Raw genomic sequence first — 18,174 nt, 5'->3', positions numbered from 1 at the left:
TCTCCTTATTCCGCCGGAATGACCGTCTGGCCGGGAAAGGTGGGGTAAACGCGCTCACGCAGCCTGGAAACGCTGTCATAACCGCCGCTATACTGGCGCAGGGTGGTGGACGCCAGGGTCTGATCGTCAAGGCCTGCGGCAGCGAGCATTTTCTGTGTGGCGAAACCCCGGTCGGTGGGGATGGCATCCTTGCTGATATCCAGCAGGGCCAGCTGATGGATGGGTGAATAAATGGCGTTATAGATATCGCGCGCAAAACGCACCCAGCCTTCGTACCCCTTATAGGGACCGTTATGGTACGCATGGGCGTTCAGGTAGGGGACGCGGATTTTTTTCGCCACTTCGCCCGGGCGCTTGCCGGTAAAGATGACATCCGGCTTGAGCTGGTACATCGCTTCCAGGGTTTCCAGTTCATTGGGATCGTCGATGGCCATGGCGCCGGCCTCGCAGCGGGCAATGCCTTTTTCCATATCGCCCTGATGGCCGAATTTGGTATAGACCGACACCACTTCCACGCCCATTTCCGCATGGATCACGTGCGCCCAGTGCCAGAGTTTGGAACCGCCCGGCCATAAGCAGACTTTTTTGCCTTTCAGGCGCGCCATATACCAGTCAAGCTCCGGTTTCCAGCGGGCGGTTTCCTCGTCGATAATGGCCTGCGCGCGGTCTTCGATACCAAAAAACAGTCCGATCTTGCGCAGGGAATCCGATAAGGGGCCAAAACCAAAACCGTCGATATCCAGGCGCGGAATGCCGTAGCGCACCCGCAGTTCATTGGCGATATATTCCGCCGAGCGCGCGCATTCCAGCACATTAAGGTGGGCTTTATGCATGCCGCGCAAATCATCGTAGGAGCCGTTGCCGGTAAAGGTGGACAGCACCTGGATACCCATGCGCTTAAAGTAATCCACCATCACTTCCTGATCGCCCTGGATATTGTATTCGCCCACATAGTTGATGACATGATCGCTGGTGATTTTCGGCTCGACGGTGCCGACCTTCTGGTTAATCCAGGCGATATTGATTTTATGATGGCCGCCGGACTGGCTGGGGCCGGCGAAACCCGGCGAATTGCAGACAAAAATATCCACATCCGGCAATTCGTCCATCACGTCCTGCGCCACGGCGGCGATATCGTCGCCGATCAGCGCCGACGCGCAGGTTTGGTAAATGGTCATGCGCTTAATGATGGGCTGGGCCTTAAACGCCTCCAGGATATTCTGCTTCAGCACCCCTTCCGCGCCGAACACGATATGTTTTTCCTTCATATCGGTGGCAAAGGTATATTTCAGCTGAAAGTTGTCGTTATCGCTGATGTAGCGTTTGGTTTGCCAGGTATCGTAAGTACATCCCACCGGTCCGTGGCTGATATGGATGACATCCTTCATCGGCGTGCCGATAACATGCTTGGCGCCGCAATAGGCGCAGCCGCGTTCGGACAATGTTCCCGGGATGGTATTCAGATAGCCCAGGGGCAGCACCGAGGTTAAGTCCTCCCCGGCGCCTTTGACTACGGCATGGAGTTTCCGCTCCGGTATACACTTGCTAACCTCAAACTCATGATGTGGCATGGTTCATTCCCCGATTAAGTAACTGGTCATCTTGCCGGCCGGCGGCGATCCGGTCCTTTAGCCCTTGGCGCTGTTCAATCAATCGGCCAGACCGTATTTGACCACCATGGCTTCCAGCGCTTCCATGGTCATGGGTTTAGGGATAACCAGGTTTTTATTTTCAATAATCTTACGTCCCAGCTCGCTGTATTCATGGGCCTGGTTAGATTCCGGATCAAATTCAGTAACGGTTTTTTTATTGAATTCCGCTTTCTGCACGATATTATCCCGCGGTACAAAATGCAGTAATTGCGTGCCGATGGCCGCGGTGAACTCTTCAACAAATTCCCGCTCCCCGTCAACCTTGCGGCTATTACAAATAATACCGCCGAGACGGACACCGCTTTGCTTGGCATATTTCACCAAGCCTTTGCAAATATTATTGGCGGCATAGATCGCCATCATTTCCCCCGAGGCGACAATATAGACTTCCTGGGCCTTGCCTTCGCGGATCGGCATGGCGAACCCGCCGCAGACCACGTCGCCCAAAACGTCAAAGAAGATAAAATCCAGATCTTCGGAGTAGGCGCGATTATTTTCCATCAGGTCGATGGCGGTGATGACGCCTCGTCCGGCGCAGCCTACGCCCGGCTCAGGGCCGCCGGACTCAACGCAGCTGATGCCGAACACGCCGGTTTTGACCACCATGTCATTGGTGATCTTTTCGGCGCCCCGATCGCGCAGCACGTCCATCAGGGTTTCCTGATGCATGCCGCCTAATATCAGCCGCGTGGAATCCGCCTTCGGATCACAGCCATGAATAAACACTTTTTGACCATGATAATAGGCTAATGCGGCGGCGGTATTTTGTGTGGTGGTCGATTTACCAATACCACCCTTGCCATAGATTGCCAGTTTGCGAGTCACAATAAAGAACTCCTCTGATGAATAATGTATAATGAATAAAAAATAGTAAAGACAGCATGAATAGAGCAATCCCCATGCCAAGGCGTAAAACAGTCCGTACGGCCGCGATAATAATGCGTATTTTTTTGTAGCGGGAATACGTTACCGCCTGTATTTATTGGCAATATCACCATGCGGCGAAATCGTATTTTACATACCGCCGGTTGCTGACGGGAAAATGCATATCCGCGCATTTAGTACATTCGCGAACATTATTAAAAATAAAAGTTCACGACGGTGTTTTATCCGGTGGGAGGACCCGACCGGCCCGGCGCTTGATCCGTATCATTCACGTTTTAGCGCCGGTTGTGTTATTGGTGATATATCAGGAAGTGGCGACGGCGCATTTACATCATCTCTCTCAACACGACGAGGCACGATCATGCTTTATCTTTCCGATCAGGAACTGGATTCGCTACTGCAGGAAGATATCCGCTACGGCGACCTGACTACCCGCGCCCTGGGCATCGGCAACCGTCAGGGCGTCATGAGCTTTAGCCGGCGCACCGCCGGGAAAGTCAGCGGGCTGGACGCCGCAGCAAGGGTGCTGCAACGGCTGGGGCTCAGCGTGGTGATGGCGATGGCCGACGGGCAGATGGCGCAGGCCGGCGATGTGCTGTTAACCGCAGCCGGGCCGGCCGAAAGATTACACCAGGGCTGGAAAGTGGCGCAAAACCTCTTGGAATGGTGCAGCGGCGTCGCCCAGGCCACTCATGAGATGGTCGCCATGGCGCAAGCGGTAAACCCCAGGATGCGCATCGCCTGCACCCGCAAAACCATTCCCGGCACCAAAACGCTGGCGCTGGGCGCGGTGATTGACGGAGGCGGCATCCTGCATCGCTGCGGAACCGCGGATACGGTACTGTTGTTCGCCAACCACCGTCATTTCTGCGCCGATCCGGTGGATTGGCGCCAGCATGTGGCCACCCTGCGCGGCGCGGCGCCGGACCGGTTAATCGTGGTGGAAGCGGATAATGAAACCGAAGCCATGGCGGCTATAGACGCCGGCCCGGACCTGGTGCAACTGGATAAATTCAGTCCCGCCGCGGTAAGCCGGGCGCTGGCCTATGCCAACAGCCAGGCTACCGGTTGCCGGCTGGCGGCGGCGGGCGGGATCCATTCCGGCAATATCGGGGAATACGCCCGCACCGGCATTGAGCTGGCAATCACCTCGATGCCTTACTACAGTCCGCCCGCCGATATCGGCGTCCGGCTGTATCCCGCCAAGTGATACCGCCGTCATCCGTTTCGCGTCTCAACAGCGCACGCCGGCGGATATTAAGGATTCCCGGCCGTTATTGGTGGTGAGTCGTGGGTCGCCAGCACAATGCTGGACGCCTTGACCAGGGCAATCACTTCATCACCGTCCTTGAGGCGCATGCCGGCGACGCTCTCATTGGTAATGACCGAAACCAATGACATGCTGGCATCGACGGCGACCGTAACTTCGCTGTTGATGGCGCCTTTGACGATGTTGGTGATGCTGCCGGTAAATTGATTGCGCGCCGAAAAACGCAGGCCGGTGCCGGCGGTCGTCAGGATCACCCAGGGCGCTTTGATAAACGCGCTGGCTTCGCCGCCAAGGCGCAGGTCGAGATAGTGCACGCTGCTATGGGTAATGGTGGCGACCAGCTTCTTGCCGCCCGCCAGGGTGATTTCTATTTCATCATTGACCGCGCCGGCGACAATGGCCGTTACGGTGCCGGTAAGATGGTTTCTTGCGGATGTCAGCATAGTCTTCTCCAGAAGGTAAAAGGAAGCCTGGGCAAAAAGTCACTATCCCTGCCAATACGCAGCAACTTTTATGCCATATATCCCGGACGGCGTTTATTTAAGTTATGACTCACCAGGAAAATGACCGGGCCGGCGCGGCCTGTTTCCCCAGGATACCTGATAAAGGCCCGCCGTTCATCTTGACAACCCCCTTGCGCTTCTGGGGATACCCGACGTTTCGCAATGTGCTCGCCAAGGGAAGGAAAAAGTTATTATCCGTCGCCGGATTTATTTATGACTACTATAAAACATCGGCCATCTAGCCATGGCTTATTAACATTGATTCATCGAACCTTTAATTATTATTCAATATATTTTTCAAAAAATAATGTTTTAATTTTAATAAATATCCCGTTGAGTATTCTCTAAGATTCCTTTGAGGTAAGGATATGAATAAGAAGTTTTTTTTCCTGGCGTGCTGGCTGGGCTGTGGCCTGGCGGGTGTTGCCCGGGCGGTAACCACCACCGGAGCCATTAACGCCTCGCTGACCTTAACCAACGATTGCCTGATCAACGGCGACCCGGCCACCAGCAATGTTAACTTCGGCACGCTCGATTTCGGTACCCATCCCGCCACTTTCGAGGAGCTGAGCGCGACACTGAGCGGCGCCACCGGCGACGGCATCCGTGTTCGTTGTACCACCGGGGCAACCTTTAGCGTGCAGATAACCGGCAGCAACCCCGCGCCGGTGAATGTGTATGGCGCGGAAACCGCCAGCCCGCGTTATCTGGTGCTCGGCAGCGACGCATCACAGGGCATTGCGTATACGCTGTATAACGACGCCGCGTTTACCACGCCTATTGCCAACAATACCGGCCTGAGGGCTACCGGTGTCCCGGATCCGGTAAACGGCAATATTTATCCGGTATATGGTCGGGTCACCCAGGGCGGGAATAATACCAGCGTGCCGGCGGGTACTTATAGCGACGTGATTAATGTCCAGGTCATTTATTGATAGCGGAATGCTTAAGGGATGTCAGTACTCAACCGACGGCAACGGCCTCATTGCCTGGGCGTGGCGCTCGGGTCGCTGCTGGCGCTGTATCCAGGACCGCTGTCCGCCTTGCCGACGCAAAATTTCCAGATATCGGCGTCGGTGGTGTCGGGCTGCCAGATCCAGGGCGGCGGTGTGCTCGGGACGCTGGATTTCGGTACCTTGTCCGGTATCGATACCCGGGCCGCCAATGCCGCGCTGGTGCAAAGCGCCTCGTTTGCCATCGCCTGCACCCCGGGCACGACCTTAACCATGAATCTGGGCGGCGGTAATCATTTCACCACAACGCGTCATCTTCAGCGATTGAATAATACCGATCTGATTGCCTACCGCCTTTTCACCAGCGCCAGTTTATCGCCGGCCAGTGAAATTCCGGTTAACCAGGATATCGCCATCAGCCACGGCGATGGCGACCACATCCAGCTGCCGGTTTACGGACAGCTGCAGTTGGATGGCTTTCACCCGGCAGGAACCTATACCGATAGCATTACGGTAACCCTGTCCTGGTAACGATTTAGAAGGATCTGAATATGACCATTCTCGCCGTCGGGCGCTTTCTGTTGTCGCTGCTGCTGGGCCTGTGGCTGCCCATCGCCTGGGCGGGGCACGCCGTCCTGATCTGGCCGGTGGATCCCTTTTTGGCCGGCACGCAAAAAGCCACCGAGATGTGGGTGGAAAACAAGGGCGCCGCCGCCACCTTGCTGCAGGTGCGGATCTTTTCCTGGGAGCAGACGGAGGGCGGGGAGCGCTTTCATACGCAACAGGATATTATCGCCAGCCCGCCCATGCTCAGGCTGGATGCCGGACAAAAACAGCTGATCCGCATTATCAGGCAAGCGCCGCCGGCTTCCGGCCCGGAACAAGCCTTTCGCATCCTGCTCGACGAAATTCCCACCCCTAACGACCGGGCCGACGATCCCGCCAATTCGCTGATGTTCCAGATGCGTTACTCCATTCCGCTGTTTGTCTACGGCGGCCAATCGTCGCCGGACAGCGGCATGCCGCTGTTAAGCTGGCGTCTGGTCCAGGTACGGGGCGAGCCTTATCTGGAGATCCGCAACCAAGGACCGGTACACGCCCGGCTCAGCAAAACGCGGCTGGGGAAATATCAGCTCACCGACGGATTGTTCGGTTACGTACTGGCCAACGCCCGCCATCGCTGGCCGCTTAACGCCGGCGTTGACGCTCACGCGGTGCTGGAGACCCGGGTCGATAACCGCAACAAGGTATGGCGCGGCACGTCTTCCGCGCGCTAGATAATGGACCGTCCTGCGCCGACCTTTCTCCGCCGTTGCGCCGTTACCCTGTTAAGTTATTGGGCTTGCGGGTTTCCCATGGACGGCAACGCGGAAACGTTCTCTTCGCTGCCGCCGCCGCCGGGGATGGCGCCCGGGCAGGCGCAGCGTCAATATATGCTGGAGCTGGTGGTGAATGAATCCGCCGTCGGCCGGATCGTGCCGGTGGCGTTTCGCGACGGGCATTATACCGTGCCCACCGCCGATCTGGTGCAAGCCGGGCTGCCGGCCGATCGGCTAAACGCGCAGCAAACGGATGTCACCGCCCTGCCCGGCGTAACGGCGACTTATGACCGGCCGCGGCAGCGGCTGTTGCTGGCGGTGCCGGCCAGTTGGCTGCCGGAACAATCGATAAGCCTGGAGCCGGGCGGCCGGCGCCATCCTGCACGCGTCAGCCCCGGCGCGTTGTTCAACTATGATATTTATGGCAGTCGCATCAGCGGCGACGTGCGCTTAGCCGTATGGCATGAATTGCGTACCTTTGGCGATGCCGGCCACTTTTCCATTGACGGCGTGGCGCAGCGCCAGATAACCGGCGCGCCCGGCGGCGGCGGCTATATGCGCTACGATACCTATTGGGCCAGCCAGAACGAGGAGCATGCCCTGCGCTGGGCGGCGGGCGATGTGATCACCGACGCGTTATCGTGGAGCAGCAGCGTGCGTATCGGCGGCATCCAGCTCGCACGTGATTTTTCGGTACGCCCGGATATCGTGACCTATCCTCTGCCTTCGTTCGCGGGACAGGCGGCGGTGCCCACCACCGTCGATATGTTTATCAACGGTTATAAAACCAGCAGCAACAACCTCCAGCCAGGTCCTTACTCGCTCAACAATATGCCTTTTATCAACGGCGCCGGCGAGGCGGTTATCGTCACCACGGACGCGGTAGGCCGCCAGGTGATCACTACCCTGCCGTTCTATGTGTCCAGTACCCTGCTCAAACCCGGCTTATCCGATTATTCCGTGGGCGCCGGCGCGCTGCGCCGCGCGTATGGCGTAAAAAACGCCGATTACGGCCCGCCGGTGGCCAGCGGTTCCTACCGCCGGGGAACAACGGACTGGTTGACGCTGGAAAGCCATGCCGAGGGCGCGCAAAACCTGGCCCTGGCCGGCGCGGGCAGCCTGTTGCGGGTGGGACGCGCGGGAGTGATCAACGGCTCCTGGACCCGCAGCCGTTTTGGCGGATGGGCCGGAGAACAATATGGCTGCGGTTATCAATACAGTAACCGGGTCGCCAGCATCGGCACGCAGCATACCTGGCGCAGCAGTCACTTTGCCCATCTGGCGCTCTATGATGCCGGCGCCCGTCATCGGCCGCGCACCGCCTCGACGTTAAGCCGGGCCAGCGCGCAATATAACGCCGGCGTCACGCTGCATCGTTATGGCAGCCTCGGCGCGGCAATGATCGATATCCGCGGCCGGAGGGGCGATCGTACCCGCTTATGGAATCTGTCATGGAGCAGGAATCTGTGGGGCGACGCCAGCCTGTTTGCGACCGCGGGTTTCGATCGGCAACAGCGGGACTATTCCGGCGCCCTCTCGTTGATCATGCCCTTTGGCGGCCTGGCCAGCGCCAGCGTCGGCCTGGAGCGAGACAGGCCCGGCGGCGACGCCCAGCGCCTGACGGTGTCCCGCGCCATGCCCTCCGACGGCGGTTTCAGCTGGGACGCCTCCTATGCCCGCCAGCAAAGAGCCAAAGATTATCGCCAGGCCACGCTCGACTGGCGTAACCGTTATGTCGACGCCTCCGGCGGCTTTTACGGCGTCAGCGGCAGCGACGTGCAATGGGCGGATATCAGCGGCGCGCTGGTGACGATGGATGGGCGGCTGCTGGCGGCAAACCAGTTAAATAATGCGTTTGTGCTGATAAAAACCGGGCAGCCGCAAGTGCTGGTGCGTTATGAAAACCAGCCGGCGGGCGTGACCGACCAAGCGGGCTACCTGCTGATTCCCAATGTTACCGCCTACTACCCGGCTAAATACGGCATCGATATCTTAAATATCCCCGCTGATTTGACGGCGCCCGCTATCGAGCAACGTTTCTCGGTGCCCCGCCAGAGCGGCTATCTGCTCCATTTCCCTATCGAGCCGCTGCGCGCGGCCAGCATCATCCTGCATGACGGCCAGGGCCGGCCGCTGCCCGTAGGCACCCGGGTCGTGCGCGACGGGCGGCCCGATGATTATGTGGGCTGGGAAGGCCTTACCTGGCTGGAAAACCTGGCAACCGACAACCGGCTGCGCGCCGTCACCCCGGACGGACGGCGCTGCGCCGCCCGCCTGACGCTGCCGGACGGCAGGCCCCGGGCTTTACATACCTACGGGCCGTTGCCATGCCCGCTGTCCGCGACACCTTAAGGAACGCTTGATGAAAACCCTTTCCCCGGGATTGCTGTTGCTCGCATTATTATGCCAGTCCGCCCTTGCCGCCTGCGCCTTGCCCGGCCGTACCGTCGCCTTTGGCAAGGCAAGCTCTTTCAGCATTAACAGTACCGTCAGCACGTCCAGCAACAGTATCGAGGTTAACTGCGGCGCCGGCAGCACGCTTGCCCTGCTGAGCACCGACCATATTGATCTGCAGCTCTATTCCGCCAATGCCACCAGCAGCGGACAGGCGGCGTTGAAAGCCATCGACGGCGGCGATGTTATCCCCATCCAGGTATGCACCGCCGCCAACTGCGCCACGCAACTGGCGCTTAACGGCGCCCCGGTGAGATACCATTCCGCCGAGCTGGTAAACCTGGTCGGGCTGATGGGGGGGGCGAACTTCAGTATCCCGCTGTATTTGCACACCATGACGGGCCAGAACGTGGCGGCGGGAACCTATACCGTCACCCTGAATATCCTGGTGAACTACGCTATCTGCACCGGCATAGGCGCGCTGGGACAATGTATGCCGGGCAGCAGCCAGATGGGTTCCGCCATGGTGCCGCTGACGGTTAACCTGGTCATCACCAACGACTGCGTCGCTATTACCGCCCCCGACATCAGCTTTGGCGCCGCGCCGCTGGTGAGCGGTTTTAATCCGGTATCGCAGACGATCGGCATCGTCTGTACCAAAGGCAGCACGTATACGGTGGGGATGAATAACGGCAATCATGCGGTCGGCAACGTCAGGCACATGGCCAGCGGCGACAGTCTGCTCGGCTATGAGATCTCTAAATCCAATGGCGCCGAGTCCTGGCGTGACAACGGCAATGACCGCTGGTCCAGCGCGCTATCCAATAGCGTCAGCAGCGACGGCACCCTGCGTACCTACAATTATGTCGCGCGGATTTTGCCAAACCAGCCTACGCCGCCGCCGGGCAATTATACCGATAATGTGGTTATCGATCTGTCGTTCTAGGCCGTGCGGCAGGCGTTAAACAATAAAGAGTGGAAAGGGCTTAATTTCACGAATATCGCTATTATCAATAACCAATCCATTGACGTTTTTTATAGAGTGGATTTTTGCGGCACCCTGGGCGGGCGTTAGCGGACGCTACGCCAGAGGCGTGGGTTTTGGCACCGACTTCCTGATCAATTCATCCGTTTCGAACGCCGGAATAGCCTCGCCGGAAAAGGCGACGGCATACCTTTGTCCCCCTGAACTGATATGCACAACAGTATCGTAGCTTTTACCAGAGGTTTCTTTTCTCCGCTTTGTCCTGCGAGACATCAGCTGAAGCGTTGTTTTTGGCATGACCAGAATACGTCCAAGCCTGAATTCATCATGATAAATAGACGTTTTCCTGTCATTTTCAATCAAAAAGAAATCAACTTTCATATCATCCCCGCATCGCTTGTTATATCGTTTAAAAATGCCCCCAGGGCCTGACTTTATTATACGAATTCATCGTCTCCCTAAAATAGCATCCAATGCCGACAGCAAAATAATATCCAGACTAATTTATAACATGCGCCGTCAAGCCGGCAGATACAAGCTTTTTTAACATTTATTTGACATATCCAGGCAATACCAATGCTAATTTCCTGTTGTAAAGGTAAATTTATTCAAAGAGTTGTTCAGCAATTCATCAGCAATGCTTAAGAAAAAATGCAGCTTTGCCACTTAAGATAATGCGTTAGCGACAAGAGAATTTACGGGCATGATTTATCGATGCCAATTGATTGCCTTTTATAGAAGCGTATTTTAGCCCGCCGCGTGCTTTTTATATTTTCACCCGCAGATAAACATATAATCTCAAATGTCAGTCAGGTAAATTTTTATAATTAATATATTTTGTAAAACGAATGATGGATTTGCTTATCCCCACCCGGGCCTCAAATCCTTACCGGCCGTCGTGCCGCGGTTATTTTTACACAGGAAATCACCTGTTCCCGATAATATCGGCTGGCGGGGCTGAATCGTTTTTCCCAAAACGGGCGCGCTGGTCAGGGACGAGGTTTGCTGCAAAAAAAAGCACGTCCTAAGACGTGCTTTTTTTTCTGCCTTGTCTGGACTGCTGGAGACAAGACCTTGAAGAGGTTGGTCGGTGAGAGAGGATTTGAACCTCCGACCCATACGTCCCGAACGTATTGCGCTACCAGGCTGCGCCACTCACCGAATGCGGGCGCATCTTACTGCGGCCGTCTTTTTGCGTCAATCCCTTTTTCAAGAAATACTGCCGACTGTTTACAAAAGCGCCGCCGGCGGTACCTGTCGCTTACAGGGCCATCCCCTTGGCCGCAGGCTTGGCGCACCAGTTGTTCCGCGGGTTGATGCCGCCGTTCGGCGACGTATAGCCCAGGCAGCCGAGAATGGTATCAAACAGCTCTTCATGGCGATGGGTGGCGCCGATACGCTGCTGGGCCTGCAGGCGGTCGAACGCCTCCCGATGGGGCTGGTCGGCCAGGAACGCATCCGACGCCCAGACCATCATCGGTACGCGGAACTGTTCCGGCGGCGCCATATCGCGCGGCGTGCCGTGTAAATGGTAGTTTTCATCAATGGACTCGCCATGGTCGGAGGCGTAGAACACCAGGGCTTTTTTATTGCGCATCCTGTCGATGACGCTTGCGATAAAACTATCGGTATACAACACGCTGTTATCGAAGGCATTGATAAGCTGCGCTTTGGAGCAGGCATGATCCACGCCCATGCATTCAGGCTGGTAGCGGGCAAAATCCCGCGGATAACGCTGCGAATAGAGGTAATGCGAGCCTTTGGTATGCAACACCATCAGGTGCTTGCCTTTGGGGTAGCGTTTAAGCGATTCGCTCATCTCATCCACCAGCAGCATATCATCCACGGATTTGCCGTCGTTGCGTTTTTCCGCGGCGATCATCTCGCGAAACGAGAAGTTATTGGCATAGGTATTTTTATAAAACCACACCTCGCTCTGCATGGCGAACAGCTCCGAGGTAAAGCCGAGCGAACGCATTACCGCAAAGATATTCTGCTCTTTTAACGTCCGCTGCTGGTTATCCGCTGTCCCGCCCTCGCGCACGAACATGCAGCGCAGGGAGAGTTTGGTGGAGGTATCGCAGGATTGCCCGCGAAACGCCACCAGGTTTTTCTCGCGGGATAATTTGGGCGTGGTATCGCGGTGATAGCCCAGCAGCCCCATATGGTCCCAGCGGGTGGTTTCGCCGATGATAAAAACCACATAGGTATCATCGATACCGGCCGGAGGAACATAGGTAAACTGCTTGGCGGGATCGAACAGCGTGTCATTGTCCTGGTTTTCGTCGAAATGGGTGTAGGCGAACAGGCCGAGGGCCGCCATCCAGTTAACCGGCAGGTAGGAATGCGCGATAACGCCGCCGTAGCTGGGCAGATCGATATTGGTGATTTTTTCGCGCACGTTCTGCGCCTTATCCTGATAGCGCACCGGCAGCCAGATCAGCGCCAAAGTAACCAGTAGGATCAACAGAGGCTTAATGCGCTGGCCGGGGGTCTTCATCTGCTGGATCAGGGTACCGCTCACCGAGTGTTTCCAGATCAAAAACAACGGCAAGGCGCTGACCGCCACCATCCACAGGACAAAATAAAACCCGACCACCTCTTTTGATAAATCAATATCCGTGGTCATGACAGAGGCAATAATGCCGTAGCCAATAACGACATTAAAATAGGTCATGTAATAACTGGCGGCAACCGAGATTAACAACAATACTGTAGCCACAGTACGGTAGAAATGACGCCCGCCCAGCGAAATCAGCCGCAGCAAAAAGAAGGTGGATAGCACCGTCACCATAATTTCGGTAAGGGCGATAACCATGTGGCCGACGGTGGTAACCGGATGAAGCACATCGAAACGCCGGATAAAAACCGACAGGTTAAGAAAAAAACCCACATAAACAGCGATTATTATCGATAGTTTTTGCTGCGACAGCTGTTTGACTAATTTAATCAAGGCAATAGTCCATGATAATCAATAAATTAAGGTCTCGCTGCCGGCGATTTGGCTAGCGGATTCGCACCCGACTTATGCCGCCATGGCTAACAACGAATGGATAAGCATACCTTTAATGTGCGAAACCATTTTGACAAATTTCATATTAAAAAGTTTTGGGTAGTAACGGTTTATCCTGCGGCGGACGCGCCAGGCAAAAAAAAACGCCGCAAGCAAAGGCTCGCGGCGTTATCCAACCGGTTTCACCGGCAGCCGCGCTGAGCGGCGGCACCGGTTTAACGCTGAAAACTAATTAATGACGTTAAGTTTAACATCAATGTTATTGCGGGTCGCGTTGGAATACGGGCAGACCACATGCGCTTTCTGCACTAACGACTCGGCCAGGCCGCGATCCATGCCGGCTAAATGAATATCCAGCTGGGCTTCAATGGCAAAACCGGTCGGCACCGCGCCGATGCCGACCGTGCCTTCGATAAACGCGTCCGCCGGCAGCTTCACTTTCTCCTGCGCGGCGACATGTTTTAACGCACCCAGAAAGCAGGCGGAATAGCCGGCGGCGAACAGTTGCTCCGGGTTGGTGAATTCCCCGCCCGGGCCGCCCATTTCTTTCGGCACGCCCAGTTTGACATCCAGCACGCCGTCGGATGAGGTGGCCCGGCCATCACGCCCGCCGGTGGCTTTGGCTTTTGCGCGGTACACAACTTTTTCAATAGACATGGTTATTTCCCTCTTACGTTGTTGGATGATGCCTTCGCCGGACCGAGTGCCGGACGAAGATATATTGCAAGCGATTAAATCGCTTGCAACTTAAAAGCAGGGGCTTTATTCAGTATAGCCCATAGCGGTAGCCTGGTCGCCGCTCAGGCCCCCAGGGCGGTTACCACTGCGCCAGCTGGGCGCGCAGGGTTTGCAACTGCCGTTTTAAGTCGTTGAGCTTTTCTTCACTGCAGGCCGTGGCGCACAGGATATCGTCCGGCACCGTGCGCGCGGTTTCCCGTAATGCCCGGCCCTTGTCGGTCAGACGGATAATCACCTGGCGTTCGTCCGCCGCGGAGCGAAAGCGTCCGAGCAGGCCGGCGGTTTCCAGGCGCTTGAGCAGCGGGGTCAGCGTGGCGGAATCGAGATACAGCCGTTCGCCGATATCAGATACCATCACCTCGTCACGCTCCCACAGTACCAGCATAACCAGATATTGCGGGTAAGTGAGATCCAGCTTGACCAATAATTTGCGGTAGACCTTGTTCAAGGCCAGGTTCGCCGAGTACAGGGCAAAGCAGAACTGCTGGTCAAGGGCTAAAGGCGTAGCCGTCGCTTTTGGGTCATCATGTTTCGTTTTCATGGTGTTATTATAAATAGCGCGCGATAGAATCGCAAGTTATTTTTTTGCCCACCTTCCCCCGTCTGGACTGGCGGCGCGGAAAACATACCGTGCGTTTTTGCTACACTTTTTATCGGTAAGTCGTTACCGTAACTTTTCACATCGATGATATCATTAGCAAACTTGCTATTAATCCTTACCTACTGCGTGTGACCCATGGAAGCCTGGAAGATCAATATCTTTTCCGTTTGGTTAGGCTGTTTTTTCACCGGCCTGGCCATGAGCCAAATCCTGCCTTTTTTGCCGCTGTACGTTGAGCAACTTGGCGTGCGATCCCATGAGGCGCTCAGCATCTGGTCGGGATTGGTATTCAGCGCGACGTTCCTGGTTTCCGCGGTAGTGGCGCCGCTGTGGGGCAGCCTGGCGGACCGGCGGGGGCGCAAGCTGATGCTGTTGCGCGCGTCGCTTGGCATGGCGGTGGTGATTGCGCTGCAGGGTTTTGCCAGTAATGTCTATCAGTTATTCCTGCTGCGGGCGCTGATGGGCCTGACATCAGGTTATATTCCCAACGCCATGGCGCTGGTGGCATCGCAGGTGCCGCGCGAGAAAAGCGGTTGGGCGCTCGGCACCCTTTCCACCGGCCAGGTGGCCGGCGTGATTGTCGGCCCGCTGCTCGGCGGCTTTATGGCCGATCACCTGGGTCTGCGGGTGGTATTCCTGGTGACGTCGGCACTGATGTTTACCAGCTTTCTGGTGACGCTGTTCTTGATTAAAGAGAAAACGGTTAACATCAAAAAAGCCGATCAGCTCAAGGGCCGGGCAATCTTTCATTCATTGCCCTATCCAGGCCTGATTTTCAGCCTGTTTATTACCACCATGATGATCCAGCTGACCAACAGCTCGATAAGCCCTATTCTGACTTTGTTTATCAAAGATATCTACAACGATACCGGCAATCTGGCGTTTATCAGCGGCGTGATCGCCGCCGTGCCGGGCGTGTCGGCGCTGCTGGCCGCGCCGCGCCTGGGCCAGTTGGGCGACCGCATCGGCACCTCGCGTATCTTGATGGCGGCGATGATGGCAAGCATAGCGCTGTTTTGTTGCATGGCCCTGGTGAAGACGCCCTTGCAGTTGGGCGTGCTGCGCTTCTTGCTCGGATTCACCGACGGCGCGCTGATGCCCGCCGTCCAGACGCTGCTGGTAAAATATTCCAGCGATAAAGTCACCGGCCGTATCTTCGGTTATAACCAGTCGTTTATGTATATGGGGAATGTGGTAGGGCCGCTCATCGGCTCCAGCGTCTCGGCGGTACTGGGCTTTCGCTGGGTGTTTTTATTCACGGCCTTGATGGTGCTGATCAATACGGTGCAGCTCTGGTCGGGCTTTCGCAAGATCCCCGCCAGGAACAGTTAAATCCAGGGATAACGGCCGCCCATTTGCACCACCATGATACCGGCGCAGATTGCCACAAAGAATAAAAATACCAGCAGAATTCGGGTCATCGCTTCGCTCCTTATCAAAATATTGCCTGTTTTTTGACCAGCCCTTTTATACTATAGCCGCGCCGGCCGAACCTGAAAAACATCTGTGCAAAAAAAATCGTTCGCCATCCCTTGCCCATGCCGGCAGACATGCAAACAAGCGGGAGCGATGGACGCATGTCCGCCACTCCCGCAAGCCGGGTTTTGCCATCAGACCCGTCTTAGCCCAAGCACAACATGCCCGGGATGTTATTTAAAAATGCGGAAACGTTCTTCATCGTCGATAAATGTTTTTTCGCCCGCCGCCTGCTCAATGGAGCCAAACGGCATTTGCGCGCGCAGTTTCCAGCTGTCCGGCAATTCCCAGGTGCGTTTAACCTCATCGTCAATCAGGGGATTATAATGCTGCAAGGTCGCGCCGATACGCTCCTGAGCCAGGGCCGTCCATACTGAAAATTGCGCAATGCCGGTGGAATGTTCCGACCAGATGGGGAAGTTATCGGCATAGGCGGCAAATTGCTTTTGCAAAACATCAATGACCTTGGTGTCTTCAAAAAACAGCACCGTCCCTTTGCCTGCGGCAAATGAGGCCAGTTTGGTTTCAGTGGCGGCGAAGGATTGCGCGGGCACAATCTTCCTCAGCGTTTCTTTAATGATATTCCATAATTTTTCATGCTGTTCACCAAAGAGCACGACAACACGGGAGCTTTGAGAATTAAAGGACGAGGGGCTATGTTTGACCGCGTCTTTCACCAGCGAGGCGATCTGGTCTTCCGATAGCGCGACATTCCTGCCGATGGCGTAAATTGACCGGCGGGCTTTGATGACGTCCAGAAATGCATTGCTCATAGATCTACTCCTGTTAAAGGGAAATTAATGAACGGCGGCTACATGCGGTTCATCGCACCGGCTAGCTTATGCCTTGTCGGTGTAATCTGTAAATCATTCGCATCATTCTCTCGATTAACTATGCTGATAAGACTTATTGCGGATCTTCATGGCATTAGCCCATGACCTACCAGACGAGCAGGAGCGATGATCTTATGACCATAGAAACCCTCGAGTTAAATGAAGCGGTGGGCGGCGTTCCCAACAGTCCGCTGCCCCTGGTCATCTATCGCCGCGTGATACCGGCGCAAACGCCCGATCCGGCGGCCTGGCTGGAACGTCATTTTGCCGCCAATGATTGGCCGGCCCAGTGGCGGTATATTATCTATAACTTCACCCATTTCCATTCCAATTGCCACGAGCTGCTAGGTGTTTACGCCGGCGAATCCCAGGTGCAGTTCGGCGGTGAAAGCGGGCCGGTCGTCACCTTGTCCCTAGGCGATGTGGTGCTGATCCCGGCCGGCGTCGGCCATAAAGCGCTGCAATCAAGCGAGGATTTTATGGTGGTCGGCGCTTATCCCAACGGCATGAACGCCGATTTATGCCGCGACGATCCCGCCAGGCTGGCCTCAGTGCAACAGCATATCGGGCAGGTGCCGTTACCGGCCACCGATCCGATCAGCGGCGATCGGGGCGGCATTACCACGCTATGGCATAATCCGGAACAAGCATAAGCCGGCGCAGAACAGGAGGAAACTATGTCTCGAGTCCAGGCAGTCGATCATTTGGTTATCAGCGTTAGCGATATTGCCGTTTCCAAGAAATTCTACAGCGGATTGTTTACGTTCCTGGGTTTTGACGTGATGGACGAAATGCCCGCGGCGATGGGCTGGAGCAACGGCACGACGCGCTTTTGGATTTACCAGGCGGACGAGCAGGGTAAAAAGCATCCTTATCGTAAAGGCGACGTGGGATTCCACCATTATGCCTGGTCGCTGAACAGCCGGCGGGACGTCGATGAGCTGCAGGCGTGGCTGGAACACAACGGCGCCAGCATCGTCGACCCGGCCGGCGAATATTATGCGGACTATTATGCGGTCTTTTTCCTCGATCCCGACGGCCTGAAGCTGGAAGGCATGCATTACGGCAAACAGGAGTAATACGCGGCCGGGCAATGGACCCGCCTGTCATATAGCGGAACCTGGGCCATACTTAGGTGACCCCCACTCACAAGGAGAAATTCCTGATGAAAGAGATCGGCGCAAACGGCCAGGTGGATTACGTTGAGTTCAACGTCAGCGATATCCAGCGTGCCAAACAGTTCTATGGTTCGGCGTTCGGTTGGGCGTTTACGGATTACGGCCCGACCTATACCGAATTCTACGATGGCAGGATTACCGGCGGCTTTACCTCCACCGAGGCGATTACCCCGGGCGGCGGCCCGCTGGTCATTTTCTACGCCAGCGATCTGCCCGGCACGCTGAAAAAGCTGGAAGCCGCCGGCGCGGAAATCGTCAAGCCGATATTCGCCTTCCCCGGCGGGCAACGCTTTCATTTCAAGGATCCCGACGGCTACATATTAGGCGTTTGGACGGAAGATTAGCCGGCGCGGAAAATCTGCGATCCTCCTGTC

18 protein-coding genes and 1 tRNA gene are annotated in these 18,174 nt (G+C 56.0%); 10 read left to right on the top strand and 9 right to left on the bottom strand.

Going from position 1 to position 18,174, the window contains the following annotated elements; translation table 11 throughout:
* Window positions 1–5 precede the first annotated feature (5 nt).
* Both anfD and nifH read right to left on the bottom strand, forming a co-directional pair.
* Window positions 6–1,571, bottom strand: coding sequence for a nitrogenase iron-iron protein, alpha chain (anfD, locus tag ACL2XF_RS21445; protein WP_413727501.1), 1,566 nt, complete (start codon window positions 1,569–1,571; stop codon window positions 6–8).
* A gap of 78 nt (window positions 1,572–1,649) precedes the next feature.
* Window positions 1,650–2,477: a nitrogenase iron protein gene (gene nifH / locus ACL2XF_RS21440; RefSeq protein WP_410013000.1), complete on the bottom strand. Its 828-nt coding sequence runs from the start codon at window positions 2,475–2,477 to the stop codon at window positions 1,650–1,652.
* 421 nt (window positions 2,478–2,898) lie between these two features.
* On the opposite strand from nifH, the gene modD reads away from it, so the two are divergent.
* Window positions 2,899–3,747, top strand: coding sequence for a ModD protein (gene modD, locus ACL2XF_RS21435; protein WP_413721684.1), 849 nt, complete (start codon window positions 2,899–2,901; stop codon window positions 3,745–3,747).
* 47 nt (window positions 3,748–3,794) lie between these two features.
* Here modD and ACL2XF_RS21430 read toward each other — a convergent pair whose 3' ends face one another.
* Window positions 3,795–4,250: a TOBE domain-containing protein gene (locus ACL2XF_RS21430; protein ID WP_413721685.1), complete on the bottom strand. Its 456-nt coding sequence runs from the start codon at window positions 4,248–4,250 to the stop codon at window positions 3,795–3,797.
* Window positions 4,251–4,678: 428 nt separating this feature from the next.
* On the opposite strand from ACL2XF_RS21430, the gene ACL2XF_RS21425 reads away from it, so the two are divergent.
* The 5 genes from ACL2XF_RS21425 (at window position 4,679) to ACL2XF_RS21405 (ending at window position 9,922) form a co-directional block, all read left to right on the top strand.
* Entirely contained in the window at window positions 4,679–5,245 is a 567-nt protein-coding gene (locus tag ACL2XF_RS21425) for a spore coat U domain-containing protein (protein ID WP_413727500.1), read from the top strand.
* Between the two features lie 18 nt (window positions 5,246–5,263).
* The gene (locus ACL2XF_RS21420) at window positions 5,264–5,794 is read left to right on the top strand and encodes a spore coat U domain-containing protein (protein ID WP_410012996.1); all 531 of its coding nucleotides are present in this window, start codon (window positions 5,264–5,266) and stop codon (window positions 5,792–5,794) included.
* Window positions 5,795–5,814: 20 nt separating this feature from the next.
* The gene (locus ACL2XF_RS21415; protein ID WP_413727499.1) at window positions 5,815–6,540 is read left to right on the top strand and encodes a molecular chaperone; all 726 of its coding nucleotides are present in this window, start codon (window positions 5,815–5,817) and stop codon (window positions 6,538–6,540) included.
* 78 nt (window positions 6,541–6,618) lie between these two features.
* A complete protein-coding gene (locus tag ACL2XF_RS21410) occupies window positions 6,619–8,934 on the top strand; it encodes a fimbria/pilus outer membrane usher protein (RefSeq protein ID WP_413727498.1) in 2,316 nt (771 codons plus the stop codon).
* Between the two features lie 10 nt (window positions 8,935–8,944).
* Window positions 8,945–9,922, top strand: a complete 978-nt coding sequence (locus ACL2XF_RS21405) for a spore coat protein U domain-containing protein (protein WP_413727497.1) — start codon at window positions 8,945–8,947, stop codon at window positions 9,920–9,922.
* Window positions 9,923–10,057: 135 nt separating this feature from the next.
* On the opposite strand, the gene ACL2XF_RS21400 is transcribed toward ACL2XF_RS21405, so the two are convergent.
* The 5 genes from ACL2XF_RS21400 to ACL2XF_RS21380 form a co-directional block, all read right to left on the bottom strand.
* Window positions 10,058–10,342, bottom strand: coding sequence for a hypothetical protein (locus ACL2XF_RS21400; protein ID WP_410012992.1), 285 nt, complete (start codon window positions 10,340–10,342; stop codon window positions 10,058–10,060).
* A gap of 703 nt (window positions 10,343–11,045) precedes the next feature.
* Window positions 11,046–11,122: transfer RNA gene (locus ACL2XF_RS21395), tRNA-Pro, on the bottom strand.
* 100 nt (window positions 11,123–11,222) lie between these two features.
* The gene (gene eptB / locus ACL2XF_RS21390; RefSeq protein ID WP_410016687.1) at window positions 11,223–12,911 is read right to left on the bottom strand and encodes a kdo(2)-lipid A phosphoethanolamine 7''-transferase; all 1,689 of its coding nucleotides are present in this window, start codon (window positions 12,909–12,911) and stop codon (window positions 11,223–11,225) included.
* A 291-nt stretch (window positions 12,912–13,202) separates the two neighbouring features.
* Entirely contained in the window at window positions 13,203–13,631 is a 429-nt protein-coding gene (locus tag ACL2XF_RS21385) for an organic hydroperoxide resistance protein (RefSeq protein ID WP_410012991.1), read from the bottom strand.
* A gap of 160 nt (window positions 13,632–13,791) precedes the next feature.
* Complete coding sequence (locus tag ACL2XF_RS21380; protein WP_410012990.1) at window positions 13,792–14,253, bottom strand: MarR family winged helix-turn-helix transcriptional regulator; 462 nt, start codon at window positions 14,251–14,253, stop codon at window positions 13,792–13,794.
* A gap of 195 nt (window positions 14,254–14,448) precedes the next feature.
* Between ACL2XF_RS21380 and ACL2XF_RS21375 the strand changes: the two genes are divergently transcribed.
* Window positions 14,449–15,645, top strand: a complete 1,197-nt coding sequence (locus tag ACL2XF_RS21375; protein WP_410012989.1) for a multidrug efflux MFS transporter — start codon at window positions 14,449–14,451, stop codon at window positions 15,643–15,645.
* Window positions 15,646–15,962: 317 nt separating this feature from the next.
* Here ACL2XF_RS21375 and ACL2XF_RS21370 read toward each other — a convergent pair whose 3' ends face one another.
* On the bottom strand, window positions 15,963–16,562 hold the full coding sequence (locus tag ACL2XF_RS21370) for a nitroreductase family protein (protein WP_410012988.1): 600 nt from the start codon (window positions 16,560–16,562) through the stop codon (window positions 15,963–15,965).
* Window positions 16,563–16,756: 194 nt separating this feature from the next.
* On the opposite strand from ACL2XF_RS21370, the gene ACL2XF_RS21365 reads away from it, so the two are divergent.
* The 3 genes from ACL2XF_RS21365 (at window position 16,757) to ACL2XF_RS21355 (ending at window position 18,144) form a co-directional block, all read left to right on the top strand.
* Complete coding sequence (locus ACL2XF_RS21365) at window positions 16,757–17,275, top strand: cupin (protein ID WP_413721689.1); 519 nt, start codon at window positions 16,757–16,759, stop codon at window positions 17,273–17,275.
* A 24-nt stretch (window positions 17,276–17,299) separates the two neighbouring features.
* Window positions 17,300–17,701, top strand: a complete 402-nt coding sequence (locus tag ACL2XF_RS21360; RefSeq protein ID WP_413721690.1) for a VOC family protein — start codon at window positions 17,300–17,302, stop codon at window positions 17,699–17,701.
* 86 nt (window positions 17,702–17,787) lie between these two features.
* Window positions 17,788–18,144 carry a VOC family protein gene (locus ACL2XF_RS21355; RefSeq protein WP_410012985.1) on the top strand — a complete coding sequence of 119 codons (357 nt, stop codon included), beginning with the start codon at window positions 17,788–17,790 and terminating at the stop codon, window positions 18,142–18,144.
* Window positions 18,145–18,174 lie beyond the last annotated feature (30 nt).

This window comes from Sodalis sp. RH19 (assembly GCF_047324215.1).
Lineage (GTDB): Bacteria > Pseudomonadota > Gammaproteobacteria > Enterobacterales > Enterobacteriaceae > Acerihabitans.
The sequence above is the reverse complement of the archived record's forward strand: the minus strand, read 5'-3'. Positions and strand labels throughout refer to the sequence as shown.